Annotated in this window: 17 protein-coding genes and 1 pseudogene; 12 read left to right on the top strand and 6 right to left on the bottom strand. The window is 69.9% G+C overall.

The features are described 5' to 3' along the window. Window positions 1-18 precede the first annotated feature (18 nt). The 9 genes from AB5J55_RS03920 to AB5J55_RS03880 all read left to right on the top strand — a co-directional run bounded on the left by AB5J55_RS03920 (window position 19) and on the right by AB5J55_RS03880 (window position 14506). Window positions 19-5379, top strand: a complete 5361-nt coding sequence (locus AB5J55_RS03920) for an amino acid adenylation domain-containing protein (RefSeq protein WP_369269297.1) — start codon at window positions 19-21, stop codon at window positions 5377-5379. A 364-nt stretch (window positions 5380-5743) separates the two neighbouring features. Continuing rightward, window positions 5744-6856, top strand: a complete 1113-nt coding sequence (locus AB5J55_RS03915) for a SagB/ThcOx family dehydrogenase (RefSeq protein ID WP_369269296.1) — start codon at window positions 5744-5746, stop codon at window positions 6854-6856. 68 nt (window positions 6857-6924) lie between these two features. Further along, on the top strand, window positions 6925-7965 hold the full coding sequence (locus AB5J55_RS03910) for an alanine racemase (RefSeq protein ID WP_369269295.1): 1041 nt from the start codon (window positions 6925-6927) through the stop codon (window positions 7963-7965). Beyond that, window positions 7962-9212, top strand: coding sequence for an MFS transporter (locus tag AB5J55_RS03905; RefSeq protein ID WP_369269294.1), 1251 nt, complete (start codon window positions 7962-7964; stop codon window positions 9210-9212). The genes AB5J55_RS03910 and AB5J55_RS03905 overlap by 4 nt, the downstream gene beginning before the upstream one ends. Further along, complete coding sequence (locus AB5J55_RS03900) at window positions 9209-10492, top strand: PLP-dependent aspartate aminotransferase family protein (protein ID WP_369269293.1); 1284 nt, start codon at window positions 9209-9211, stop codon at window positions 10490-10492. Before AB5J55_RS03905 ends, AB5J55_RS03900 begins: the two co-directional genes overlap by 4 nt. Before the next feature lie 46 nt (window positions 10493-10538). Further along, the gene (locus tag AB5J55_RS03895) at window positions 10539-11693 is read left to right on the top strand and encodes an OsmC family protein (protein WP_369269292.1); all 1155 of its coding nucleotides are present in this window, start codon (window positions 10539-10541) and stop codon (window positions 11691-11693) included. Window positions 11694-11715: 22 nt separating this feature from the next. Next, window positions 11716-12273, top strand: a complete 558-nt coding sequence (cysC, locus tag AB5J55_RS03890) for an adenylyl-sulfate kinase (protein WP_369269291.1) — start codon at window positions 11716-11718, stop codon at window positions 12271-12273. Next, the gene (cysD, locus tag AB5J55_RS03885; protein WP_369269290.1) at window positions 12270-13202 is read left to right on the top strand and encodes a sulfate adenylyltransferase subunit CysD; all 933 of its coding nucleotides are present in this window, start codon (window positions 12270-12272) and stop codon (window positions 13200-13202) included. Before cysC ends, cysD begins: the two co-directional genes overlap by 4 nt. After that, on the top strand, window positions 13202-14506 hold the full coding sequence (locus tag AB5J55_RS03880; protein ID WP_369269289.1) for a sulfate adenylyltransferase subunit 1: 1305 nt from the start codon (window positions 13202-13204) through the stop codon (window positions 14504-14506). The genes cysD and AB5J55_RS03880 overlap by 1 nt, the downstream gene beginning before the upstream one ends. Window positions 14507-14543: 37 nt before the next feature. Here AB5J55_RS03880 and AB5J55_RS03875 read toward each other — a convergent pair whose 3' ends face one another. Continuing rightward, window positions 14544-15416 (bottom strand): leishmanolysin-related zinc metalloendopeptidase, encoded by an 873-nt coding sequence (locus tag AB5J55_RS03875; RefSeq protein ID WP_369269288.1) that lies wholly within the window; start codon window positions 15414-15416, stop codon window positions 14544-14546. 256 nt (window positions 15417-15672) lie between these two features. Between AB5J55_RS03875 and AB5J55_RS03870 the strand changes: the two genes are divergently transcribed. Next, on the top strand, window positions 15673-17550 hold the full coding sequence (locus tag AB5J55_RS03870; protein WP_369269287.1) for a DNA/RNA non-specific endonuclease: 1878 nt from the start codon (window positions 15673-15675) through the stop codon (window positions 17548-17550). A gap of 253 nt (window positions 17551-17803) precedes the next feature. On the opposite strand, the gene AB5J55_RS03865 is transcribed toward AB5J55_RS03870, so the two are convergent. The 3 genes from AB5J55_RS03865 to AB5J55_RS03855 form a co-directional block, all read right to left on the bottom strand. Further along, a complete protein-coding gene (locus tag AB5J55_RS03865; protein WP_369269286.1) occupies window positions 17804-18853 on the bottom strand; it encodes a PP2C family protein-serine/threonine phosphatase in 1050 nt (349 codons plus the stop codon). 248 nt (window positions 18854-19101) lie between these two features. Next, a complete protein-coding gene (locus AB5J55_RS03860; RefSeq protein ID WP_369269285.1) occupies window positions 19102-19932 on the bottom strand; it encodes an ABC transporter permease in 831 nt (276 codons plus the stop codon). A 26-nt stretch (window positions 19933-19958) separates the two neighbouring features. Next, window positions 19959-21029, bottom strand: coding sequence for an ABC transporter substrate-binding protein (locus AB5J55_RS03855; RefSeq protein ID WP_369269284.1), 1071 nt, complete (start codon window positions 21027-21029; stop codon window positions 19959-19961). A gap of 175 nt (window positions 21030-21204) precedes the next feature. Here AB5J55_RS03855 and AB5J55_RS03850 point away from each other — a divergent pair, with 175 nt between their 5' ends. After that, on the top strand, window positions 21205-21990 hold the full coding sequence (locus AB5J55_RS03850; RefSeq protein WP_369269283.1) for an ABC transporter ATP-binding protein: 786 nt from the start codon (window positions 21205-21207) through the stop codon (window positions 21988-21990). Next, window positions 21987-22931 (top strand): LLM class F420-dependent oxidoreductase, encoded by a 945-nt coding sequence (locus AB5J55_RS03845; protein WP_369269282.1) that lies wholly within the window; start codon window positions 21987-21989, stop codon window positions 22929-22931. The genes AB5J55_RS03850 and AB5J55_RS03845 overlap by 4 nt, the downstream gene beginning before the upstream one ends. A gap of 67 nt (window positions 22932-22998) precedes the next feature. Here AB5J55_RS03845 and AB5J55_RS03840 read toward each other — a convergent pair. Both AB5J55_RS03840 and AB5J55_RS03835 read right to left on the bottom strand, forming a co-directional pair. Continuing rightward, a pseudogene (locus tag AB5J55_RS03840) lies at window positions 22999-24004 on the bottom strand (glycoside hydrolase family 16 protein); the annotation flags it as partial. Window positions 24005-24373: 369 nt separating this feature from the next. Then, window positions 24374-25999, bottom strand: a complete 1626-nt coding sequence (locus AB5J55_RS03835) for a protein kinase (RefSeq protein ID WP_369269281.1) — start codon at window positions 25997-25999, stop codon at window positions 24374-24376. Between the last annotated feature and the right edge of the window lie 94 nt (window positions 26000-26093).

The following is a 26093-nucleotide window of genomic DNA, read 5'->3' as shown; positions in this document are numbered from 1 at the left end:
GACGGAGCGGGGTTGTACGTGTTCACTGATCTTCCTGCCCTGGTGCGCGGCCACGCCGAACAGCAGGGCGAGCTGCAGGCGTTGACCTTCGCCGCGACAACCCTTGGCACGCCGCGGACCGATCTGACGTACGCGGACGTGGACCTGCGTACCCGTGCCGTTGCGGGTACGCTGCTGCGCCGGCTGCGTCCCGGCGAGCGGGTACTGATCGTCATGCCGACCGTGCCCGAGTTCGCCGCGGCCTTCCTCGGCTGTCTCGCCGCCGGAGTCGTCGCCGTACCGCTGCCCGTGCCGGTCGACGACTCCGCCACCCAGCGGGTGCTGAACGTTGCGAAGGACTGCGCCCCCGCCGCCGTACTGACGACGTCCCTGGTCCGCCAATTCCTGGGGGACGCCCCGGTCGTACAACAGCTCGGCGCCTCGGTCGACTGGATCGACGTGGACCTGGTCGAGGAGGCGGAGGCCGCCGACTGGCATCCGGTGCCCATCGCCGCGGACGACACGGCCTTCCTGCAGTACACCTCGGGTTCGACGAAGGCGCCTCGCGGTGTAGTCGTCCCGCACGGCAGTCTGATGCACAACGAAGTCGCCATCCAGAAGACCTTCCAGGTCACGTCCGGCTCGACGAGCGTCAGCTGGCTGCCTCTCCACCACGACATGGGGCTGATCGGCGGCCTGCTGCAACCGCTGTTCACGGGCGCCCGCGCCGTGATTCTCGATCCGCTGTCCTTCCTGCAGCGCCCCGCCTCCTGGCTGGAGGAGATCTCACGGGAGCGAGCCCAGATCAGTGGCGGGCCGAACTTTGCCTACGACCTGTGCGTGCGCAAGGTCACCGAAGAGGAGAAGGCGCGCCTCGACCTCAGCTCGTGGCGCCTTGCCTTCAACGGTGCGGCGCCGGTGTCGCCGCGCAGCCTGAGGGCCTTCAGCGAGGCCTTCGCGGGAACCGGCTTCCGCCCCTCGGCGCACACTCCGTGCTACGGCCTCGCCGAGGTCACGCTGCTGGTGGCGAGCGCCGACGCAGCCGCCGAGTGCGAGAGCCGCACCTTCTCCGTCACCTCCCTGGAGGAGGGCCGGGCGGTGGAACGCGGCACCACCGCCCCGGACGACGCGCCCGGCACCGGGGACGCGGGCCGGGAGCTGGTCGCGTACCGGCTGCTCGACCACGCCGCCGTGCGCATCGTCGATCCGGCCGATCGGCGGCCGCTGCCCGACGGTCAGGTCGGCGAGATCTGGGTGCACAGCGAGAGCAACGGGGCCGGCTACTGGGGCGGTGGCGACGACACCCGCGACGTCTTCGGCGCCACACCGTCGGGTGGGGCACCGACCTCCCATGTGCGCACCGGAGACCTCGGATTCGTCCACGCCGGCCGGTTGCACGTGACCGGCCGCATGAAGGACCTGGTCATCCACCGGGGCCGGAACCTGCACCCCGAGGACCTGGAGATCGACGTGGCCGCGAGCAGCCCGTCGCTGCGGCCGGGCTGCGGTGCCGTCTTCAGCGTCGACGCCGACGGGGAGGAGGCGATCGTCGTCTGTCAGGAGGTGCGTCCCGGCCTCACCGACGACCAGTACCCGGCGGTGGGCCGAGGGATGAAGGACGCGCTGTCCCGCAAGTACGGAGTGGCCGCCCGGACCATCGTGCTGCTGCCCCCGGGAGCCATCCCCAAGACGTCCAGCGGGAAGGTGCAACGCCAGGCGACCCGCGCCCGGTTCCTCTCCGGTGAGCTGCCCGTGCTGTGGTCGCAGACGGTCCGTGACAGGCAGGCCGGGGCAGCGCGCCTGACGGACCTGGTCAGCGCCCGAAGCCTGCGGGAGGCGACCGGCCGGCAGCGCCGGAACCTGCTCACCGACGCCCTGTGCCGGTACCTCCAGCGGGTTCTCGGCGAGGACGAGCCGCTGGACGGCGCGGCCTCGCCCACGTCGCTGGGACTCGATTCACTCACATCACTCCAACTGCAGCACGAGTTGGAGAGCCTGCTCGATGTGAGGCTCCGGCCGAGCCTCGTACTGCGTGCCGGCTCCCTCGCGGAACTGGCGGAGATCGTGCTCGACCATGCCGAGGCGGCGGGCGGCCCGGACGCCGAGGCCGCCGCGGAACCGGCACCCGCCCCTGGCGACGGGCCGCAGGAGTACGAACTGTCGGAGACACAGCGCGCCCTGTGGTTCCTGCAACGGACCTCGCCCGAGAGCTACGCCTACAACGTCACCCGGGCCTTCAGCCTGACCGGTGACGTCGACATGGAGCGGCTGACCGGCGCACTGACCGCGGTGGTGGCCCGGCACGCCACCCTGCGGTTGGCCCTCCACACGCACGACGGTGAACCGCGTGCCCGTATCGAGCCCGTCGCCGACGTACAGCCGGAGACGGTGGACGCCCGGTCCTGGTCGGACGACCGGGTGCGGGACTGGATCCAGGAACTGGCGACCCGGCCTTTCGACCTGGAGCGGGACCGGTTGTTCCGGACGGCGGTTCTGCGTCGCGCGGACTGCCGGCTGCTCGTGCTGTCCCTGCACCACCTCGTGTGCGACCTGACGTCGCTCGCCCTCGTCGTCGCCGAACTGGAGCGGGCGTACGTCTCGGGCGGCCCCGCGCAGGACAACGGCCGGCAGGAGCCGCCGCCCGCCCTGGTACCGGCCGTGTGGGAGCGCACGACGCTGACCGAGCGGGGCGACGAACTCACCGCGTTCTGGAAGGAACAGCTCGCCGGCGAGCTGCCCGTCCTGGAGCTACCCTCCGCCGGCCGACAGCGGGGCCACGCCGGCGGCACGGTCACGTTCGAGAGTTCCGCACCACAGCTGCGGGCGCTGCGACACGTCGCCCGGCGGAACGGCCACACCCTGCACAACGTCCTCCTGGCCGCTTTCCAGGTGCTGCTGCACCGCGTGAGCGGCCAGCCCGACCTGGTGACCGGCGTCCCGGTGGCCGGTCGGACGCGCCAGGAACTCGCGGCGCACGTGGGGTACCTGGTCAATGTGCTGCCGATCCGCTCCCGCTTCGGCCGGGGCACCGCCTTCACGGATTTCGCCGCGACGGCACACCGCACGATGCTGGACGCGCTCGACCACCAGGAGCTGCCCTTCCCGGTCCTGACCCAGCAGCTCAACCCGGACCGCACCTCGGGCGCGCCGCCGGTCTTCCAGGCCATGTTCAGCCACTACTCCACGGCACTGCCCGGGGGCCGTGCCGTGGCCGGTGCGGTCCTCGGCGATCCCTCCGCCGAACTGGACCTGGGCGGGGTCGTCCTGCGCGGCTTCCCCGTCGCGGACCCCACCACGCAGTCGGACATCGCGCTGAACGTCGTGGAGCTGCCGGACCGGCTGCAGTTCGGGCTGCAGTACGACACCGCGCTGCTGCCGCGGGAGCAGGCCGAGCGGATCGCGGACGCCTACCGGACGCTGCTGGACGCGGTCGCGCTGGACCCGCGCACGGACGTGACCGCGCTGTCCCTCGTGGACGCCGACGGCGTACGGGACCTGCTGGAGACCGGGACCGGCCCGCGTATCCCACGCGAGGAGCACTACCTGGCCACGTTCGAGCGGCAGGTGGCCCGCACCCCCGCGGCCGAGGCCGTCGACGACGGCAGCGAGCGGCTGACGTACGCGGAACTCAACGGCCGCGCCAACCACGTGGCGCAGCGCCTGCGGGCGGCCGGCGTCGGTCCCGAGACCCATGTCGTGGTGTGCGCCGGGCGCACCGTCGGATTCCTGGTGGCTCTGCTCGCCATCCACAAGGCGGGCGCGTGCTATGTGCCGATCAGCACCACGGAGGCACCTCGGCGGGTCGCGGAGATGGCGGCCACGCTCGGCGCGCGGGCGGTGATCGCGGACCGGAGGGGCCGGGAACTGTTCGACCAGGCGCTGGGCGAGCGGGACGACATCGCGCGGCCCCACATGTTCGACATCGACGAGGTGGGCGCCGGCCATGTCGAGCGGAACCCGCACTGCCCCACGCCGATGATCGGCAGCGCGTACATCATTCACACATCGGGTTCCACCGGTGTGCCGAAGGCCGCGGTCGTGACGATGGGCGGTCTGACCAACCATCAGTGGCAGATGATCGAGCACTTCGGAGTGGGGCCGGAGGACTGTGTCGGCCAGACCGCGCCGGCCACCTTCGACATCTCGCTCTGGCAGTTCCTCGCCCCGCTCATGGTGGGCGGTCGGCTGAGGATCGTCGACGACGGGCGTGTGATGTCCCCGTCGAGGCTCCGGGATGCCGTCGTGGAGAGCGGGATGACCCTCATGGAGGTCGTTCCCGTCATGGTGGCCGCCCTCCTCGAGGCCGGTGTCCAGCACGAACCGCACGCCCTGCGGGCGATGATCTCCGGTGGCGAGGCGCTGAGTTGGGACACCGCGCGGGAGTGGCTCGCGCAGTGTCCCGGGGTCGAGCTGTACAACGCGTACGGGCCCACCGAGTGTGCCGACGACGTCAGCATCCACCGGGTGACCGAGGACTCCGACCAGTCCCGGCCGGTTCCGATCGGCAAACCGCTGGCCAACATGACGGTCCATGTGCTGGACCCGGAACTGCGGCTGGTGCCCAGGGGCATGGTGGGTGCCCTGTGGGTCGGCGGGATGGGCGTGGGACGTGGCTACCTGGGCAATCCGGGCCGCACGGCAGAGGCCTTCATTCCCGACCCCTTCGGCGAGCCGGGTGCGCGGCTCTACCGCACGGGCGATCTCGTACGGTTCACGGCCGACGGCGACCTCGAGTACATGGGCCGGGTCGACCGGCAGTTGAAGATGCGCGGACTGCGTATCGAGCCCGGCGAGGTGGAGGAGGCCCTGCGTGAGATCCCGGAGGTGGTGGACGCGGTGGCCAAGGTGCACCACACCCGGCAGGGCATGTCACTGGTCGGCCATCTGGTGATGGCGGGGGAGGGAGAACCACGGCAGCTCATGGCCGGCGAGTACGAGGACATCAGACGAACGCTCGCCGATCGGCTGCCGCGGCACATGATTCCCACGGTCTTCGTGCGCCGTACGGAGCTGCCCCGCCTGAGCAACGGGAAGATCGACTACGGCTCTCTCGACTACCGGCCCGTCGGTTCCCCGGGCGAGATGAGCGCCGAGTTGCTGAGGGACCCGGTGGTCGCAGCGGTCCGGTCGATCTGGGGCGAGCTCCTCGAGTACGAGGGGGTGGCCTGGCAGGACAATTTCTTCCTGCTCGGCGGCCACTCGCTGCTGGCACTGCGAATGATCGACAAGGTGGGCCAGCAGCTCTCGGTCGACCTGGAGATCGAAGCGATATTTGCCAACCCGACCCTGAATGAATTCGTCGACGCGGTGCGCCGGGCCAAGCCTGCGGCGCGGGCCGATAAGGCGATACGGCGAATTTCCAGAGTTCCGGTCGGAGGTGACCGTACGCGCCGCGTGTAACCATAAATCCCCAGTTCAGCGCCTGTGACGTCTGCTGCACGCCTCTATTGTGTTGGAGGTGCGGGTGTAATTCGTGCTGCCTGGAAATGGGATTCGATATTGGTCTTGAATTTCTTCTTGAAATTCAGCCGAACGTCGTGTTTGGATGACTGGGAAATTCGGTCCGTGCCCTGGTTCGGGTACTTATCTGAGGAGTGCATATGCAGAGCAATGAGACGCAGGACCTCGCGTTCGAAACCCTCGTGGAGGACGAGTACGAGGCTCCGCAGCACTGTCTGATCCCCACCTGCGCCTGACCCCGGTTCCGCCGCCCGGTGTTCCGCACCGGGCGGCGGACCACGCTCTTTCGAGGAGGGCTGAGCCGATGCGGGTACGTCTCTCGCGGCTGCTGATCTTCACCAGCAGGAACGGACAGCTGGTGTGCGACGATCCGGTCAACCACCGCCAGTTCGCCCTGCGCCCCGCGGTATGGGACCTGCTGCCGCACTACACGGTGTGGGCACAGCCCCGGGAAGCCGACAGCCACGTCGTCAAGCAACTCCTGGAGTCGGGCCTGCTGATCGAGGAGGGCTCGCCCGAGCATCGGCGCGAGGACGAGCTCGGACCCTGGCGTACCTGGGGCACCGCCGCCACCTACTTCCACCTGGCCACCCGCACCCACGACAGCGAGCGATTCGTCACGGCGGCCGAGGACACCGCCCGGCTCCGTGAGAAGGGCGAACAGGAGCCCCAGCCCGAGCCGTTCAAGCGCTACGGCACCGAGCCGGTGACGCTCCCGGCTCCGGACCCGCTGCCCATGGAACTCACCCAGGCGCTGCGGCGCCGTCGCACGACCCGGCGCTTCGCGGCGCGGCAGCCGGTCGGTCTGCGGCAGCTGAGCACCATGCTGCACTGGGCCGGGGGAGTCCAACACCGCGTGGACCTGCCCGGCTTCGGCGTCTCGCTGCTGAAGGCGAGCCCCTCCGGCGGGTCGCGCCACCCCATCGAGATCTATCCGGTGATCCGGTCGGTCGAGAACGTGCGACCGGGCCTCTACCACTACGCACCCGACGTGCACGGCCTGGAACCGCTGCGTGAGGAACCCCTGAGCGACGAGGAGGTCCTGCACTGGTGCGGCGACCAGAGCTTCGTGGCCCGCGCCCCCGTGCTCTTCCTCTACACGGCGGTCCTGGAGCGCTCGGCCTGGAAGTACCCCATGGGCAGGACGTACCGCGCGATCTTCGCCGAGCTGGGACACGTGAGCCAGACGACCTACCTGGCGGGTACGGCACTGGAACTGGGCGTGTTCTTCACCGCCGCGCTCCGGGACGAGACCGTGGAGCGCGACCTGGGCGTGCACTGGAACACGGAGATCCCGCTCGGCGTCAGCGGTTTCGGGGCGCCGGACGGGGAGGAGGCCGAGCGGCAGGCGGCGATGCTCGACGGCGGCACTGCCGGCTTCTCCTATCCGCGCGACGCCTGGGACGGCCTGGGGTGAGCCGCGTCCCCGGCCCACCGTCCATGTCCGCGGCCGCCCGCACGGCCCCGGGCGGAGAGGGAATCCCCGTGACCGACGAGCAACCCGCGGACAGCCCCGTACGGGTCCTCATCGACCTCGCCCGCGTCGACCGCAACCTGCGCCGACTGCACGCCCGCGCGGCCGCCCGCGGCGTCCGCGTCCGGGCGCATGTGAAGGGACACCGCACCGCCGAACTCGCGCTGCGGCAACAGGCGGCGGGCGCCGTCGGCATAGCGGTCACCCAACTCGCCCAGGCCCGCCAGTACGTGGCCGCCGGCATCGACGACGTGGTGATCGCGCACCCGTGGCCCGAACCCTGGAGGTGGCGCGAAACGGCCGAACTGGCCCGGCACTGCCGGGTGTCGGCGCACGTCGACAGCGAGGCCGCCGTACAAGGGCTGGCCGACGCCGCGGCCGAACTCGGCGTCACCGTCGGCATCCGGGTGCAACTGGGCACCGGCCTCGACGCCACCGCCACACCCGACGGCCGCCTCCTCGCCCTGGCCCGCGCGGCAGCCGCCCGCCCGTCGCTGCGGCTCGACGGCGTCACCGCCTACCAGGCACTGCTCAGCGCCGAAGACGCGAAGGACGCGGCGGCCATCGGGCGGTCAACGGCCGCGCACTGCCTGCGGATCGCCGCGCTGATGCGAGAGGCGGGCCTGCCCTGCCCGGGTGTCGCCGTCGGAGGCACGCCCACCGCGGACGGGGCCCTCGCCGAACCCGGCGTCACCGAGATCTGCTCGGGAGCGTACGCCCTGCAGGACGGGGGCATGCTCGCGATCGGCGCCTGCGCGCCCGAGGACGTGGCCGTGACAGTGGTCGCGACGGACCAGGAGGCGGCGGACCGGGTGCTCGACCAGCATCCCTACCCGTGGCAGACCACCCTGGACCACCAGCGGTTGGCCAGCACGGCACCACCGGGAGCCAGGCTGAGCCCGCCGCACATCTGCGCCCTCACCCCGCAGGTCCGGACGGTCACGGTGTACGAACACGACGAGAAACGGCGCATTGGCATATGGCAGGTACTCAACACCCAGGACACACCTCCGGAACGGCCGACGAACCAAGGCCGGACAAAGGGGAGTTGAGCAAACCCGCCCCACCCAGCCGCCGGAACGCGCTGGGCGTCCTGCGGGTGCGTTCCTTCCGGCTGTTCTTCATCGCCCAGTCCAGCTCGTCGCTGGGCGACTTCCTGGTCGCGCCCGCACTCGCCTTCGCCATCCTGGATCTCACCGGCTCCGCCGCCGACATCGGACTGGTCCTCGCCGCCCGTACCATCCCCCTCACACTGTTCATGCTGGTCGGGGGCGTGCTCGCCGACCGGCTGCCCCGCCAGCGGGTGATGCTCGCGAGCGACCTGGCCCGGTTCTGCTCCCAAGGCATCACCGCGGCACTGGTGTTCAGCGGCGACGCCACCGTCTGGCAGCTCATGGCCTTGCAGGCCGTGCACGGCACGGCCACCGCGCTGTTCATGCCGGCCGTGACCGGACTGGTGCAGGAGTGCGTCCCGGCATCCCAACGGCAGTCCGCCAACGCCCTGCGCAGCATCTCCCACTCGGCCGCCATGATCGCGGGGCCGTTGCTGGCCACACTCCTCGTCCTCACCGCCGGGACCGGCTGGGCGATCGCCGCCGACGCCGCGACCTTCGCCGTCAGCGCCTACTGCCTGGCACGGCTGGGACTGCCCCGCGACGCGACCGTGCCCGCCGGCAGGGGTGGGCACATGCTGACCGAACTCCGCGAGGGATGGCGGGAGTTCGCCTCCCGCATCTGGGTCTGGTCGATCATCACCATGGCCTCGCTGAGCAACATGCTGTACGCGGTCTTCACCGTCCTCGGCCCCGTGCTGAGCGAACGGGAGCTGGGCGGACGCGGCGCCTGGGGCGCCATCCTCACCGCCTTCGGGGCAGGCGCCGTCCTCGGCGGCGCCGGGGCCCTGTGGTTGCGCACCCGCCACCCGCTGCGCACCGGGCTCCTGGCGACGGCCCTCTTCGCCGCCCCGCCCCTCGTCCTCTCGCAGGCCTCCACCACGGTGCCCGCGGCGGCGGCAGCGTTCGTCGGGGGTGCCGGCCTGATGCTGTTCAACCCGCTGTGGGAGACGACCCTCCAGGCAGGCGTCCCCGCCTCGGCCCTGTCCCGGGTCAGCGCCTACGAATGGTTCGGCTCCTACGCCGCCCAGCCGGTCGGGCTGATGCTCGCCGGACCGCTGGCCGCCCAGGCCGGCATGCGCACCACCCTGCTGGCCGCCGGTCTGGCACAACTGGCCATCAGCCTTGCCCCCCTCGCCCTGCGGGACGTACGCAGCCATTCCGTCGAAAGGCAGGAACACCGATGACCCGATCCCAGGGCACACCCTCCGGAGCCGGCCAGGACCGCCCATGGATGAACGCCCTCAGCCGCGGGCGCGTGCCGGGCCCCCGGCTGCCCCAGCAGCGAGTGGTGGACGGAACCGGACCGAGCACCCGCAGCGTCCACGCCGGCACCTACCAGGACCCGGTGACCGGTGCGGTGGGGACCCCGGTGTTCCAGACCAGCACGTTCACCTTCAGTGATGACACCTACCAGGCCTTCGAACAGGGCGACATCAGGGACGTCCCGATCTACGGGCGGTACGGCAGCCCCAACCAGTGGGCCGTGCAGGAGAAGATCGCCGCACTGGAGAACGCCGAGAGCGCCCTGGTGTTCTCGTCCGGCATGGCGGCCATCACGACGACCCTGCTGGCCCTCACCAACCGTGGTGGTCACATCGTCTCCTCCCGCGACGTCTACGGCGGCACCTTCAACCTGCTGCGCGAGGACATGCACCAACTGGGCCGCGAGGTCACCTTCACCGATCCGGTCGACATGGACGCCATCCGCGCCGCCGTCCGCGACAACACCCAGGTGCTGTTCTTCGAGACCCTGACCAACCCGCTGCTGAAGGCCGCGCCCCTGGTCGAACTCGGGCGCCTCGCACGGGAGAAGGACCTGCTCCTGGTCGTCGACGGCACCTTCCTGCCGCCGGTCTGCCTGCGCGCGCTGGAACACGGGGCGCACCTTGTGCTGCACAGCGCCACCAAATACCTCAACGGGCACAGCGATGTGACGGCGGGCGTCGCCGCCGGGCCACGCAAGTACGTCGACCGGATCTGGGCCCAGATGCTCAAGTTCGGCGGCTCGCTCGACTCGATGACGTGCTTCCTGCTGGAGCGTGGACTCAAGACACTGGCCCTCAGGATGCGCGCCCACAGCGAGACATCCGTCGCCGTCGCCGCGTTCCTCGCCGGCCATCCCGCGGTCCGCAAGGTCCACCACCCCTCCCGGCCCGACTACCCCTACCCCTGGCTGCACGAGATGGCGCCCAACGGCTTCGGCGGCATGGTCTCCTTCGAACTGGACGGCGGGGACGAGGCGGCCCTCAAGCTCCTGGACCGGCTGCGCCTGCCCGTGGTCGCCACCAGCCTCGGCGGAGTGGAGTCCCTGGTCAGCCTGCCGTTCAACACCTCGCACAGCTTCCTGACCAGGCGCCAGCGGGCCGAGGTGGGGATCGCCCCGGGCCTGGTGCGCTTCTCGGTGGGCATCGAGGACGCCGACGACCTCATCGGCGATCTCGACCAGGCCCTCGGTGGCCTGTGACCCGGCCGGAGACCCGCGCCACCCGCGAGGGAAAGGACTGAGCAGTATGCGCAACGGACTGAACATCGCCGGAGTGTCGGAGATGGTGCACGAGATACGGCAGATCCCCGCGGAGGCGGTCGCACGCTTCGCGGTTCAGACACCGGGCGGCGCCGCCACCCCGGGAAGCGTCATCTCCCGTACGCTCACGGCACGCAACGGCACCGTACGGATGGCCCGCGACTTCCGGCTGGGCCACCGCCTCACCGTGACCGCTGACGAACCGGACGGCGCCCAGCCCACCCCGTACGAGTCGGCACTGGCCGCTCTCGGGGCCTGCGTCATGGTGACCTCCGTCAACGGCTACACCGCCAGGGGCGTCACTCTCGGCGCGATGTCCGTCACGGTCCGGGCCGACCTGGAGCTCGACTCGACGGGACGGGCCGTCGCCGGGCGGCCGCTTCAGAACATCGCCTGGCGCTGCGACGTCGACTGCGAGACAGACCCCGACACAGCACGCTCGATCAACCGGCTGGTGACCGCCTTCAGCCCGAACCATCGGGTGTTCCTGGATGCGGCCCCGCTCGACACGGTCGTCCTCGTCGGCGCCGACGGCCGGACGACCGCCCTCGACGCCCCTGCGCCCGGCGCGGATTCCGAGCCGGCGGGCGCTGCCCGGAGCACCGCCATCGAAGCAACCGTGACCTGGGAGTACGGCTCCGAGGGCAGCTATGTCACCACGGTCGGGACACCCGGCGCCCGCCCACGGTCGGGCCCCTGGGGCGTGGATCAGGCGAAGCAGATGCTGGGTATCGACCGTGCCCCCAACTCGCAGGAGATCCTGCTCGCCGCGCTCTGCGCCGAACTGATCCCACTGCTCCCGGACGGCAGCGTGCTGCGGGCCGCCGGTCTCCTCGACACCCGCGGCATGCTGAACGTCGCGCGCGAGGTGCCCAGCCGGTTCCACGGCCTGTCTCTGGAGGCCGTCGCCCAGGACCTGTCCGCGAGCGATCTGTCCCAGGCGCTGGCACGCTCCGTACTCCTCGCCACACTCGCCACGCCGCGCGCGGTCGACGTCGAACTGTGGCTCGCCGGTCGGCAGGTGGTGTCCGACCACAGCATCACGGCGGACGCCGAGGCCGTACGCGACGAACTGACCCGGAAGGCCGGGCAGCAGGCCGAACAGACCAACAGCCAGAAGAACGCCGGCCATGACGGCTGAGAGAAGTCACCAGGGGGACCGCATGACACAGCCGGTGTGCACATGCCGGCCCGGCGCGACGGTATGGCTGACGGGCCTGCCGAGCTCCGGCAAGAGCACGCTCGCCCGGGAACTGGCCGAGTTGTTGCGCTCGCGGGATCGGCGGGTGGAGGTGCTCGACGGGGACCGGCTCAGGCAGGTCTTCTCGCCCGACCTGGGCTTCAGCCGCGAGGACCGGAACACCAACGTCCAACGCATCGGCACGATGGCCCAGGTACTAGCGCGCAACGGAGTCCTCGCGCTCGTACCGGTCATCGCCCCGTTCGCCGACAGCCGCGAAGCCGTCCGCAAACGTCATCTGTCCAACGGCACGCCCTACTTGGAGATCCATGTCGCCGCGCCGCTGGACGTGTGCGCGGCACGCGATGTGAAGGGGCTGTACGCCAGGCAGGCCGCGGGCGAGATCAGCGGACTGACCGGCGTCGACGACCCCTACGAGGTGCCGGAGTCACCGGACCTTCGCGTGCGGACACATGCTCAGCCCGTGCACGAGTCCGCCGCAGCGGTCCACCGGCTGCTCGTCGAACGGGGGCTGGCGTGACGGCCCCGGCCGCGCCCCGGGTCACGGCCCGCCCGTTCGCGCTGTCCCACCTGGACCGGCTGGAGTCCGAGGCGGTGCACATCCTGCGCGAGGTCGCCGGCGAGTTCGAACGGCCGGTGATCCTGTTCTCCGGCGGCAAGGACTCCATGGTGGTGGTGCACCTCGCGTTGAAGGCCTTCACTCCGGCACCCGTCCCCTTCCCGCTGCTGCATGTGGACACCGGGCACAACTTCCCCGAGGTCCTCGACTTCCGGGACCGGGTGGTGGCGGCACACGGGCTCCGGCTGCACGCGGTCCCGGTCCAGGACTACATCGACCGCGGGATGCTGCGTGAACGCCCCGACGGCACCCGCAATCCGCTCCAGACCCTTCCGCTGACGGAGACGATCCGGACCGAGCGGTTCGACGCGGTGTTCGGCGGCGCCCGGCGCGACGAGGAGAAGGCCCGCGCCAAGGAGCGGGTGTTCAGCCTGCGCGACGAGTTCTCCCAGTGGGATCCGCGCCGTCAGCGTCCGGAGCTGTGGAACCTGTACAACGGCCGGCACGCCCCCGGCGAGCACGTCCGTGTCTTCCCGCTGTCCAACTGGACCGAACTGGACGTGTGGCAGTACATCGCCCGGGAGCGGATCGAGCTGCCGCAGATCTACTTCGCGCACCGGCGTGAGGTGTTCCAGCGGGACGGAATGTGGCTGACCGCGGGCGCGTGGGGCGGTCCCACCAGGGACGAGCGGGTGACGACCCGGCAGGTCAGATACCGAACCGTCGGTGACATGTCGTGCACGGGCGCCGTCGAGTCGGAGGCCCGCACGGTGCAGGACGTCATCGCCGAGATCACCCGGTCCAGGCTCACCGAGCGGGGCGCGACCCGCGCCGACGACAAGCTGTCCGAGGCCGCCATGGAGGACCGCAAGCGCGAGGGGTACTTCTGATGAACGCGGACACACTGCGCTTCGCGACCGCGGGCTCGGTCGACGACGGCAAGTCCACTCTGGTCGGCCGCCTGCTGTACGACTCCAAGTCCGTCCTGACCGACCAACTCGAGGACGTGACCAGGGCATCGCGAACCGGGACGCCCGATCTGGCGCTGCTGACCGACGGGCTGCGGGCGGAGCGGGAACAGGGCATCACCATCGACGTGGCGTACCGCTACTTCGCCACGCCGCGCCGCCGGTTCATCCTCGCCGACACCCCCGGCCATGTGCAGTACACCCGCAACATGGTGACCGGCACCTCCACCGCGGACCTCGTCGTCATCCTGGTCGACGCCCGCAAGGGAGTGGTCGAGCAGACGCGCAGACACGCCGCGATCGCCGCTCTGCTGCGCGTCCCGCAGGTGGTGCTGGCCGTGAACAAGATGGACCTGGTCGGCTACGCGGAGTCGGCGTTCGCCCCGCTCGCCGACGAATTCACCGCCTACGCAAGCGCGTTGGGCGTGCCGCAGGTCACCGCCGTCCCGATCTCCGCCCTCGCGGGCGACAACGTCGTGGAGTCCTCGGCCTCCATGCACTGGTACGACGGCCCCACCGTCCTCCAGCATCTGGAGACCGTCGAGGCCGGGCACGATCCGGCCGACGCCGAGGGACGCTTCCCGGTGCAGTACGTGATCCGCCCCGGCAGCGCCGAACACCCCGACTACCGCGGCTACGCGGGGCAGATCGCGGCCGGCGCCTTCCGGGTCGGCGAATCGGTGACGGTCCTCCCCTCCGGCCGCACCTCGACCATCACCGGCATCGATCTGCTCGGCAGGCCGGTCGACGCGGCGCGGGCCCCGCAGTCGGTCACCCTCCTCTTCGCCGACGACATCGACATCGCGCGCGGCGACCTGATCGTTCCCTCCGCTGACCTGCCGACCACCAGTAGGGATGTCGAGGCGACGGTCTGCCATGTGGCCGACACCCCGCTCACCGTCGGCCGACGTGTCCTGATCAAGCACACCACGCGAACCGTGCGGGCCCGGGTCGAGGAGATCCCCTCGCGGCTCGGTCCGGACGACCTTTCCCAGCGGCCGGAACCCGGACAACTGGTCGCCAACGACATCGGGCGGATCCGGCTGCGAGCCGCCGAACCACTGGCCCTGGACGCCTATGCCGACTCCCGTAGCACCGGTTCCTTCCTCCTGATCGACCCTGCCGACGGCACGACACTCGCCGCCGGCATGGCCTCACCGGTGCCGAGGACCGGGCACCTGGCTCCTCCTGACCCGCCGACAGCATCCGCTTCCTCGATCACGTGACAGCGACGCGGCGGTCCCTGCCACAGCACCAGGTCCGTCAGGGCCTCTCGGCCGGTACACGGGTCGGGATGGTCGGGAGCACCACATGCTCCGGCACCGAGGTCGGGACACGGCCGGAGCGTGCGATCTCGAGAAGATCCGGAAGCTCGTAGTCCTGTGCGGCGTCGAGATCGACCGTGTATCCGAGGTCCCCCAGGCTTGCGACCGTCAGCCGGCTCAGGGGGTTGTTGCTGCCATCGATGTTCGGCGACATCAGCTCGTTGTCGAAGACGCTCTCACGCCAGTGTCCGCCGGCGCTCCCGGGACCGCCGACATTGGCGACCGGCACCGGTTCGGGCCCTTCTCCGGTGAGCCTGCCGAACTCCTTCATGGCCCCGGGTCCGACAAAGGTCGGGTCGAGGCCGGGGAAGTTCTTGAGGAAGCCGAAGTCCTTCCAGACGGTTCCGATGCCCAGTACGTGCCCCATCTCGTGCGTTATGACGTCGAGGAGTGAGCCCTCCTCTTCCATCTGGGCAAGATCGGCGCTGTCGAACCTCATGCGCCCCTTCACAGGAAGTCCCGCTCCGCTGGCCGCGCTGTCGCTCCGGAACCGCGTCGGGCCGGCCTGCCCGAGGATATTGGGGATGTTGTTGACACCGTCGATCGGCACCCCCTCGGCGTCGATCAGGAGATCGTCGATCACGACCCTTCCGGTGAGGTCGTTGATGATCGCGGTCTCCAGATCTCCCACTATGACGCGCGCCCAACGGTCCGCGGCTTCGGCGAAGACGCTCTTCTGGCTGCTTGTCAGCCCGCCGAGGAACCGCACCTCGATCTGGAAGGGAGACGTGGTCGCGGCGAGCTCCGCGGCGCGGCCGATGTCAGCGACTGCCCTGTGAGTTTCAAAGGCGTAATTGATCTGCCTGCCCATGGCAACTACTCCCATCTCATGTAGTCAGCCTCCTTCTGAACCAGGCTAAACTTATTCAGAGTTGTAGGCGATGCAACCAATTTCGTTGAATATTCGCCTGCTCCCCGGCGCGCTGGTGCGTTACCCCGGCCGTATTCTGGAAGTGCACGAGGAGCGGGAAGCCCAGGCCGTTTGCTTCGGGTTCAAACACCGCTGAATCCCCATGATTTCGGTACGGCTTCTCACGCCTGAACTCCAAGCGTGAAGGGAGCCTCCAATGGCTGCCAAGAAGCGTGCGTCCGCCAATCCCAGGCCCTCCACAAATGGCCAGGACAAGCTGATCGGCGACCTCAAGCAGTTCATCCGTACCCGGGGGCCGGGCTACCTCAGCGACCCGAACGTGTCCTCGATCGGTATCGGGTACAAGGAGCAGAGCGGGAAACAGGGCAAGGAACTGGCCCTTCAGTTCACGGTCGACAAGAAGGTCCGGCCGGAGGGACTGGAGGAGCTGAGGACCGCCGAGATCCCCGCGGCCATCGACATCGGTGGCGGCGTCAAGGTGCCGACCGATGTTGTCCAGCGCTCCTACAAGCCGCACTTCCTCGTGGTGGCCGAGGGCGAGACGCCCGAGCGGCAGAAGCGCGTCAACCCGATTCGTCCCGGTGTGAGCGTCGGCAACGTCAAGGTGAGCGCCGGCACCTTCGGGTGCATCGTTTTCGACAGGAACGACGGCTCGCCCTGCCTGCTGAGCAACTGGCACGTGCTGAACGGTCGGAAGGGCGAGCTCGGCGACGTGGTCGTGCAGCCCGGAAAGGGCGACGACAGTCGCATCGCGCTGAATCGTCTCGGCACGCTCCAACGCGCCCACCTCGGCAGGGGCGGCGACTGCGCCGTGTCCACAGTGACGGACCGTGATTTCGACACGGACATCCTCGATCTTGATGTCACACCGACGAAGCTGGGCGAACCGCAGATCGGCGACAAGGTCGTCAAGAGCGGCCGCACCACCGGGGTCACGCACGGCGTGGTGAGCAGGCCCTTCGCCCTCGTCGGCATCAACTACGGCGCGCCGGTCGGAGTGCGCGAGATCGAATGCTTCGAGATAGGCCCCGACCCCAGGCATCCGGCGGACGACGGCGAAATCAGCCTGCCCGGCGACTCCGGATCGGTCTGGATGTTCACGACCCGCACCGGCAAGTCCACGGACGTAATGGCCGGTCTGCACTTCGGTGGTGAGTCGGACGAGGCCCCCGAGGAGCGCGCGCTCGCCTGCTTCCCCCAGTCGGTCTTCGACGAACTGAAGATCACCCTCGCACCACCGGACCCCGAATCGCTGGAGGCCGTGGCCGGGTACGACCCGGGCTTCCTCGCGGTACCGATCGGCACCCCGCAGCTCAACCCGTCGATCAAGGAGGACGCCGTCCGGCTCAACGGGTCGGAGGTGGTCCCCTACACGCACTTCTCGCTGGCCCTCAGCTCGTCGCGGCGCTTCGCCATCTGGGTGGCCTGGAACATCGACGGTGGCACCCTCAAGAAGCTCGACCGGACGGGCATCGACTTCGTCAAGGATCCGCGCCTTCCGGCAGCCGCACAGGTCAGCAACGAGCTGTACAAGGGCCGCAACAACCGGCTCGACCGCGGCCACATCGCGCGCCGCGCCGACGTCGTGTGGGGTTCGTTGCCCGAGGCGAAGAAGGCCAACAGGGACTCGTTCTTCTACACCAACATCACTCCACAGATGGACGACTTCAACCAGAGCGGGCGCAACGGCATCTGGGGCCACCTCGAGGACGCGGTCTTCGAAGACGTCCGTGTCGACGAGCTCAAGGTCAGCGTGTTCGGCGGCCCGATCTTCCACGAGGACGACCGTGTCTTCCGGGGCGTCAAGCTCCCGCGGGAGTTCTGGAAGGTGCTCGTCTTCTCCGAGGACGGCAAGCTCAAGTGCAAGGCGTTCCTGCTGACGCAGAACCTTGATGTGCCCGAAGCCCTCGAACTGGACGAGTTCCGGGTGTTCCAGGTCAAGCTGTCCGAGATCCGGACGCGGACCCACTTGCGCTTCCCCAACGAGCTGACCGCGGCGGACACACTGGTGGTCCCGGAGTCCCTGGAGGACCGGACGCCGCTGGAGCGTCAGTCCGACATCGACTGGAGCTAGGCCCTGTCGTTTGGATCATCTCGGCGTCGCGGGCCCTGGCACGCGCATCTGCCGCGTTGTCGTCGGTCGCCGTCCCCCACTCCCGACATCGCTCGAGCGGGGGTACCCCCATCGCGTCGACTCCCTCCTCCGCCTTGCAACTGCACGCGCCAGACCCCGCTCGGGTCCGCCAAGAGGAACCGATCCGCACAGCCGAGCCGATCATCCAACCGACAGAGCCTAGACGGCGAGTACCCGTCGGCGAACCGCGTCCTCAGGAGCGCCGCGGCATGCGCTCGATCGCCACCATGGCGGCATCGTCTCCCAGATGTCCGCCGACGTGCCGCATCAGGTCCCTGCACAGGTGGGCCAGGAGGGCGTCGGGATCCTTGTCGGCTTTGTCGGCCACCCGTTCCGCGAGCGGGTAGAAGGCGCCCTCGCGGTTGCGGGCCTCGATGACACCGTCCGTGTAGAGCAGGACGATGTCGCCGTACTCGAAGGCGAACTCTTCTTCGGACAGTTCGGCCTGCACGAATTCGGTGAGGCCCAGGGGTGGTGCCGGGTCGCGTACCTCGAGGGGACTGACGTGGCCGCGACGCAGCAGCAGAGGCGAGGGGTGTCCGCAGTTGATCAGGTGAAGGACCGGCTCGTCGTCCGGGATGTCCAGTGCTGCGGCGGTGATGAACGCCTCGCCGCGATCCTCGGTCGCGGTGTCGAGAGCCGCGGGGTCGTCCAGGTCCGAGGAGACGGTTCCCTCGAGGAAGGCCATGAGCGCTGGTAGATCGGCCTGCCTGTGGGCCGCGCCCCGGAAAGCGCCGAGCAGGAGGGCGGCATCACCGACGGCTTCCAGGCCATTGCCTCTGACATCGCCGATGACGATCCGGGTCCCGTGTGCCGTACGAGCGGCGGCATACAGGTCGCCGCCCAGCTGCGCCTCGGATTCGGCGGCCAGGTACACCGACGCGATGCGCAGCGAGCCGACACGCTGGGGAAGCGGCTTGAGCACCACCTCTTGCGCGGCCTTCGCGACCGACCGCAGCTGACTCAGCTCCCTTTCATGACGCTCGCGCCGGGCGGCGAAAGAAGTCGCGAACGCTGACATCAGGATCAGAATGATCAGCTGGGAGGAGTGGTTCAGATCGGCGATGCTGGTGCGCACCACCGCCACCACGGCCTGGGCCGATACGGCGACGGCGCCGACGCATGCGGTCGTCCGGGGACCGGCGAACGACGCCGTGACGGCGGGCGCGGCCACCAGGAACGGCCCGAGGTGGACGCTGGGCGGAGCCAGGATGTCGACCACCGTGACGATCACGATCATCATGATCGGCACCGCCAGCAGCGCCTGACGTGGCTCCTGTGACCAACGATGATCTTTGAGGCGTCTCGGAACCATACATTCTGGATACACCCCGCCGCGCCCCGGCGCCCGCACCGACGCCCACGGCGTTGGGTGCGGACGGATGCGGGGACGAATACCTCTCGAATGTCGAGGTCATGCCAGTCCTGGGTCAGGGGGGAACGGTGTCGCGCTATCGGCCCCGGCCGTCGCTGGGGGCACTCGGCCCCGGATCAGCCGCGCGAGGTGGTTTCCCTCACCCAGGGCAGCGCGAACCGCTCCAACAACACCAGAGCGAAGTAGAGCAGGATGCTCATCAGCCCGATCAGGATGATCGCCGCCCAGGCGGTGGCGGTGTCACCGACCCCGCCTGCCTGCACGATCAGAAAGCCCAGCCCGCTCTCACCGGCCTGGAACTCGCCGATGACCGCGCCGATCGCGGCGAGCGGCATCGCCACCTTCAGCCCGACGAAGATCTGCGGCAGTGCGGCGGGCAACCGTACCTTCCGGAACGCCTGCCAGCGGGAGGCGTCCAGCGAGCGTGCCAACTCGGCCAGGTCCGCGGGGGTCGACGTGAGGCCGGTCGCGGTGGACAGCACGATCGGGAAGAAGCAGAGCAGGAAGACCATGGTCAGGACCGGTTTCTGCCCCCAGCCGAGCGCCCCGACCAGCAGCGGCCCGAGCGCGATCTTCGGAACCGCGTTGACGGCCACCAGCAGCGGCGTGAACATCCGCTCCAGTACCCGCGAGCCCGCCAGCGACAGTCCGATCAGGACTCCGCAGGCGCTGGAGAGAACGAACCCGACGACGGTCTCCACCGTGGTGTCCCCGGTGTGCTCCAGGAACCGGCCCGGGGCCGCGGTGAACGCCGAGAGCACGGCACCCGGCGGAGGCAGCACTGCCGGGTGGATCACCTCCAGCGCCGACGTGAGCAGCCACCACACACCGAGCGCGACCAGCAGCCCGGCCGACGGCAGCAGCACGACGCCGATGCCGGTTCCGCGTTGCGGTCCCGGTCCGACTCGCGCCACCGGGGCCTGCGGCGGCTTCGAGAGGTCGGTCATCCCATCCTTCTCCCAGCGCGGCGCGATCAGCCTTTCGGCACGAGGTCGAAGTCGATGATCCGGTCAGCGGTCATGCCCTTCGGCAGCGCGCCCGCGTCCTCCAGGATCGCGATGCTCCTCGCGACCCGCGCGGAGTCCAGCGTCCCGATCGCCGTGCCGGAACCGTCCGGCTTCACGTACTCGGCCATCAACTCCAACTCGGCGGCCGCGGCGGCCGGGTTCGTGGCGTCCACGTTCCGCTTCAGGATCTCGGAGGCCTCCTTCGTGTGGGCGAGGCTGTACTCCAATCCCTTGAGCAGCGCAGTGCTGAACCGCTTCACCATCTCCGGATCCTGCTCGGCGATCTTCGTCGACGTGATCAGCACGTTTCCGTAGAGATCGGGTATCACGTCGCTGTACGGCAGCAGGACGGCCTTCTTCTTGGTCACCGCCTCGACGGTCGGCTTACCCACGACGAACTGGCCGATGCCGTCCACCGAACCGCCGGCAAGCGTGCCCATCAGTGTCTGTGCCTCGCCATTGACCCAGGTCACCTTGGCGGCGTCCACCCCGGCCAGTCGGGCGTACGTCGGGAAGAGGTTGCGTACGACGGAGCCGGGCGTGTCGGCGAGCCGCTTGCCCTCGAGGTCCTTCGGCGCGGCGATGCCGTTGCCCTCGGTGGTGGCGATCGCGGCCATGGTGTGCTGCTGGATGGCGGCCACCGCGACGAAGCCCTTCGTCTGGCCGCTGCCCATGTGCAGCAGACCGCCCGTCAGGTCGATGGGGCCGAACTGCGCCTGGCCGCTCGCCACAGCCGGAATGATGCCGCCGGTGCCCTGGCCCGGCTTGATCTCCACGTCGAAGCCGGCCTCTTCGAAGTACCCCTTGTCCTTCGCGACCCAGGCGTACGAGTCCCGGCCGAAGTTGCCGAACGAGGTCAGATAGGTGACCTTCCTGAGTGTGTTGTCGTCACCACCGGCACCTGCGTCGGCATCCGAGCCGCCACACCCCGAGACCAGTGCCAGCGCCGTGGCCAGGGCCGCCGCGGCGACCGTACGGGCGAACCTGTTCATGCGCACGGTGTTGTCCTCTCCGACCGCCGACTGTGCCGAGGGCATGACACTCAGTACAGGCAACAGCCTACGAGGGAACGGCAGTTGTGGGCCAGGTGTGCGGCAGTGGGTATACAGAGACAGAACGACAGGTACCGCTGAGCGGCCCGCTCCGGGTAGCCTGACCGGGCGTCACGAACCGGCCGGCATGGCGAACGCCAGTGGATGGGGAGACGGCCGGATGATCAGACTCACCGGTGTGTCCCGGAGCTTCACCAGCCGCTCCGGTTCGACAGTGGCACTCCAGGACATCGGCCTTCACATCGCCGAGGGCGAGTTCGTGGCGGTGGTGGGCCGGTCCGGGTGCGGCAAGTCCACACTGCTCCGGCTCATCGCCGGGCTGCTGCCGGTCACCGAGGGCGAGATCACCATCGGCGGCGAACCGGTCCACGGAGCCAGGCGGGATGTCGCCATGCTGTTCCAGCGGCCTGCCCTGCTGCCCTGGCGGTCCGTCCTCGACAATGTCCTGCTGCCCGTGGAGATCTTCGGTTGGCGCAGGTCCGAGCACCGCGACCGGGCGTACCGGCTGCTGGCGACGGCCGGACTGAGCGGCTTCGAGAAGCACCGGCCGCACGAGCTCTCCGGGGGTATGCAGCAGCGTGTCGCACTGTGCCGGTCGCTGATGGGCGAGCCCCGGGTGCTGCTCATGGACGAGCCGTTCTCCGCACTCGACGCGCTGACCCGCGCGGACCTCGCGGTGGAGCTGCAACGCATCCACACCGAGAACGAGTCCACCGTCGTCTTCGTCACCCACTCGATAGACGAGGCCGTGCTGCTTGCCGACCGGGTGGTCGTGCTCAGCCCGCGCCCGGGGCGGATCCGCAAGACCATCGACATCGCGATTCCCCGGCCGAGGACGCTGGGCAGGACTGCGCACCTCGACGAAGTGGCCCGGTGCACCGCAGATCTGCACGACCTGCTGATGGAACGGGACATGTCCAGGTCCGTCGAAACGGAGGGGCGATGACCGCCCGGGTCTGCGTCTTCACCGAGCCGCACCGCGGCGCCGACTACGAGGATCAGCTGCGCTTCGCGCAACTCGTCGAAGCCTGCGGGTTCGAGGGGTTCTTCCGGGCCGATCACTACCAGGCGATGGGCGCGGATCCTGGGTTGCCCGGCCCCACCGACGCCTGGCTCACGCTGGGCGCGCTCGCCCGGGAGACCTCCCGGATCCGGCTGGGCACCCTGGTCACCTCGGCCACCTTCCGGCTACCGGGCCCGCTGGCAGTGACGGTGGCGCAGGTGGACCGGATGAGCGGGGGACGGGTCGAGCTGGGCCTCGGCGCCGGTTGGTACGAACGGGAGCACACCTCGTACGGCATCCCGTTTCCGCCCGCCCCGGAGCGCTTCGACCGGCTGGAGGAGCAGCTGGCCGTGATCACCGGCCTGTGGCGAACACCGGCCGGCGAGCACTTCAGCCACCACGGGCACCACTACCAACTGCTCGACGCGCCCGCACTGCCGAAGCCCGTACAGGTGCCGGGGCCGCCGATCATCGTCGGAGGCCGCGGGCCCAAGCGCACCCCGCAGCTGGCCGCTCGCTATGCCGACGAGTTCAACATGCCCTTCAAGTCGGTGGCGGAGACTGCCCGGGCGTACCGACGAATCGCCGAGGCGTGCGAACGAACCGGCCGGGCAGACTCCGGTCGGCCACCGCTTGTGCTCTCGACCGGTGTCGTGGTCGCGATCGGCCACACCGACGCAGAGGCGCAACGGCGTGCCGCCCCTCTGCACGTCAAGAGCGCGCTGCCACCGGAGGACCCGGTCATCGGATCCCCGGCCCAACTCGTCGACCGGCTCGGCGAGTTCTCCGCCATCGGCGCCGGCCGCTTCCACCTCCGACTGATCGACTTCACCGACCTCGACCACCTGGAACTCATCGCCGGCGAGGTGCTTCCGCAGCTGTAGCAGCTGAATGCAGCAGGGCTCCGCCCCCAGGGTGCGAACCGGCTGAGCCCCGCTGCCCAGAGACGACCTAGCCGTTGGGGACGGTGTCCTCGAACGCGGTGCCGGCTGTGCGGTGAGCGCTGATCCTGGCCGCGACCTGAGCCGGGCTCAGGACCTGGTCCTTGACGTGGAGGACGTAGTCGACCTGTTCGTCGTAGGACCGCGGAGTGGTGCTGGTCCGGCCCGCGAGGTCGATCAGCCACCGGTTGAAGTTGATGGACATGGGGCGCTCGGGCAGGTACGCGGCGTCGTGGGTGCCGAAGAGCTGCCCGTCGACGTAGTACTTGATGGTGCAGCTGTCGATGGTGAGCACCAGGTCGTGCCACCCCGCCCAGCTCTGCCGGGACTCGGTGTGCTGGTTGACGGCCTGCCAGGGGTCGGGGTTGTAGGAAGGTCTGGACGAGGCGGTCACCGTCCGGTCCGGACACGGGCGCGTCGGAGAACCTGACCCGGGCTGCGTAAGTGCCGTTCTTGAACTTCATGGCCATGGTGAGGACTTCGGTGTGCTTGGTGCTCTCGGCCGTCCCCGCGGTCGAGGTCCGTAGGTTCATCACCGAGTTGCCGCCGGAACCGGCGAAGGTGACATTCTCCGGGGACCACGTGGCACCGGGTACTCCGGGCCCGCCGGAGTTCGAGCGAACGCTCCAGCCGTTCGCCGAGATCCTCGGGTCGCCGGAGCCGGTGCAGTTGAAGTCGTCGAACAGGCTCTGTCCGCCTGCCGGAGGGTCGGTGGGCGGCTCAGTGGGGGGATCGGTCGGCTCGTTGCCCTCGGGGGCAGTGCCCCACACCGTGCTGCCGGCCACCTGGGCGGTGACCTTCGGCCAGTCCGCGTACGACGACCGGGAGGCGCTGAAGGAGTAGTCGTCGCTCTGGTTGAGGGGCTGCCAGTCGGCCCGGTGGAAGCGCAGCTGCATGTCCCCGGTGTCGGCGCCGGGAGCGAGAGTGCCCGCCCTTGCGGTGAAGCCGATGCCGAGGTAACGGTCGGCCGTGGCAGTGGGGTTGGCCAGTGTGCCGAAGGTGCCGGTGATGTTGGAGCGTACAGACGATCGAGCCCACCGTCGTCAGCCAGGCCGAGGCCAAGATCCTCGACGTGCCGCACCTGTCACCGGCGCTCCTCTTCGAGCGCCTCACCACCGACACCAACGGCCGGGCCGTCGAGTACGTCCACTCCATCTACCGCGGCGACCGCGACCGCATCGTCACCCGTCTGACGTCGGGGGGCCGTCGGCCGGTCACGATCAAGCTACCCGGACGGAATCCATTCCGGGCATCCCGCCCGGTGTCTTCCCCCAGCAGGAAGCCGTCGTTCTCACGGCGCAGGGCGACGTGCACGCCGACCGGTGACGGGAGAGGTCCCTTTCCGCCCTCACCTGCAGCTGATTGGGTGTGCGACCGGTCAGGTGTCAGGAGGAGCGGGTCAGCCGGGAGGGTGACCCCGTCGTCTGACTGCCCTCGTTCCCCAGGGTCAAGGTGTCGGCGCCGGTCTTCTCCAGGGTGTAGACGTTGCCCCGCGTGCACAGCACGCCGGCCGACGGATCCGTGGGTGCGCTCGTGACCGCCTCGAAGACCATGGACGTTCCATGCGTCTCCCGCAGACTTAGCGTCTCGGTGCACCCGAGGTCCCGGCCGGTGCTGCCCTCGGTCACGTGGCTGACCTGTCTGCCCACGATCTCGCCCCGGCCCGCAGCGTGGAAGGTGACGGTCACGGCCACCCGGGTCGTGCGAGCGTTGACGATGCCGTCACCGGCGGGGCTGCCGGGGCCTGTGCCCTTCCAAGTGCCCACCCAGGACGCGGGCAGGGCAGTCCCGGTAGCGGTGGGGGACGGAGAGACGGAGGCGGGCGGGGTCGTACGACCGTTCCCACCCGCCGCTTCATCACTGCCGTCGGGCCAGGCCAGCGCCGTGACGACAGCCGCCGTCACCACCGTGCCCGCTGCCACGGCGGCCGCCCATGCCCGCGCCGACGGCCGGCCCGGCGTGGAACCGGCACCGGACGGGGCGAGGGGAGCGGGGCCCGGAGCGGGACCCGACGGGAGAGCGGGGGGAGGGCCGTACGCGGTCGGCGGCCCGAACCCGGTCTGCGGTGCCGGGTTGGGCGCCGGCTGTGACTCCGGGGCGACGGGCTCCGAGTGTTCCAGCAGCGCCGCCAGCTCGGTTTCCCGCGCGGCGATGTCCGCCTCGAGGCGCGGCGGCCGTGCCGAGGCCCAGACGCCGGGCCTCGCCTCGAGCCTCTCCGACAACTCGTCCGCGGTGGGACGGGCCTGCGGTGACTTCGCCAGGCAGGCGGCCAGCAAGGGTGCGAGCGGCTCCGGCACGCCGTCGAGCGCGGGCTCCTCGTGTGCGACGCGGTAGAGCAGTTGGGCGGCGGACGGATCCTCGCCCGGGTGCAGGAAGGGCCCGTTCCCGGTGGCGGCATACACCAGGACCGCGCCCAGCGAGAAGATGTCGCCGGGCCCGGCCGATATTCCCCCGGTGACCTGCTCGGGTGCCATGTAACCAGGGGACCCGATGACACCGCCGGTACGGGTGTGCCGGGTGTCGTCCGCGGCTCGGGCGATTCCGAAGTCGATGAGCAGCGGATGGCGGCGGGCGAGCAGCACGTTGGACGGCTTCACGTCGCGGTGCGCGAGCCCCGCCCGGTGCACGGCCCGCAGCCCCTCGGCGAGTTCCGCCGCCAGAGCCCGGACGGCGGACTCGGGCAGCGGGCCGTCGCACGCCACCCAGGCCGCGAGGGAAGGCGCTGCCACGTACTCCGTGGCCAGCCATTGCGGCCGGTGACCCGCGGCGCTGTAATCCACGACCGACACGGTCCACGGGGAGCGCGCCTGGTCGCTGCTGGCGATCTCGCGGGCGAACCGCTGCTCGAACCCGGGGTCAAGGCCGAACTCGGTGCGTACGGTCTTGAGGGCCAACGGACGACCCGACGCCGTGCGGGAGAGGAACACCTGCCCCATGCCGCCGGCGCCGAGTCTCGCCAACAGGGGGTAACCGCCGATGGCCGGCGGATCGGTGGGATCCAGACGTCTCATGAACCTCTCCGGGCGCTGCTCGGGCCGCAGGGACGGTAGACCGTGGCTGCGGGGGACGGACACCGTCCGTGATACACGCGGGCCGTTCCTGCAC

This window comes from Streptomyces sp. R11 (assembly GCF_041051905.1).
In the GTDB taxonomy this organism is placed as follows: domain Bacteria; phylum Actinomycetota; class Actinomycetes; order Streptomycetales; family Streptomycetaceae; genus Streptomyces.
This window is presented reverse-complemented; position numbering and strand designations above follow the sequence as displayed.